We start from the raw sequence: 1,121 nt of genomic DNA, 5'->3' as shown, positions 1-1,121 counted from the left end.
GGCGGATTCACGCTGAAGTGCGACTGGGTTGCAGTGCATTGTAGTCGGTTCGCCTGATAGCTGCCAGCTTGCTGCTGAAAGCCTCGGCTGGCGTCTGCCATCCCAGGCACTTACGGGGCGTGTCGTTCATCTTTGTGGCAATGGCCTTCAGTCCGGTCGAGGATCGATCCTCGACCGGACTGTCGAGCGGCAACCGGCGGCGCACGCGTCCATTGGCATTTTCAATGCCACCCTTTTGCCAGGGGCTGTGCGGATCGCAGAACCAGCTGGGCATGGACAATGACCGCCAGGCACCCACAAACTCGGTGCCCCGGTCGAAGGTGATGCTGCGGCGGGCGGAGCTGGGCAGGGGGGCCAGAGCATTGGTGATGCGGGACATGACGTCGGCGGAGCGGCGGTCCTCATTGCCCAGCAACAGCAGATATCGGGTTTGCCGCTCCTGGAGCGAAGTGACATTGGCCTTGCCATGCTTGCGCGCAAAGATCACCAGATCCGCCTCCCAATGGCCAAACTGGCTGCGATCACCGATTTCGGTCGGGCGGGCTTCAATCCACCGCTCTGCCGGGATCACCGAGGTCCGGGGCTTGCGGCCTTTCTGACGACGGCGGTGCCGCCGGGCCACAGCGAGCAGGGCATACAGCTTCGCCTCTCGGCCCTCGGCACTGTAGATATGTCGGTAGATGCTCTCATGCGATATCCGGCCCACTGGCTGCGGATCAATCTTGAGCCGGCCGGAAACCTGCTGCGGTGACCAGCCCGAATGCAGCTTCGCCACCACATGCGCCAGAAGGGCCGGATGTCGCAGCAACTTCACGCGGCCAGAACGCCGCCGGCGCTTAGCCATCGCGTTCGCCGTCATGCAGAAGTAACCACGGTAGTCGTTGCCAAACCGGTCCCGGAAGGATGTGTGGTAAAAGTTCCGGTTGATCTCACGATGGATTGTACCATGATGCCGGCCAAGCCGCGCCGCGATCTCCCGAACTGGGATCGATGCCTGGAACATCTCGTCAATCCGACGCCGTTCCGCCAAACTCAGGTGCGAATAATGCTCTCCCATGGCAGCCTCCATTGCTAACCATCTGATTATAAAAGAGAGTCGCACTTCAAAATAGAATCCACCG

Annotated in this window: 1 protein-coding gene; it reads right to left on the bottom strand. The window is 61.1% G+C overall.

Going from position 1 to position 1,121, the window contains the following annotated elements:
* Positions 1-7: 7 nt before the first annotated feature.
* On the bottom strand, positions 8-1,121 hold a 1,114-nt coding region (locus AC1Q7F_RS32595; protein ID WP_444739478.1), incomplete at its 5' end, for an IS30 family transposase.

The organism is Niveispirillum sp. GW835-FHT14G11 (genome assembly GCF_058793615.1).
Note: the sequence above shows the minus strand (reverse complement) of the source record. Positions and strands in the feature narration are given on the sequence as shown.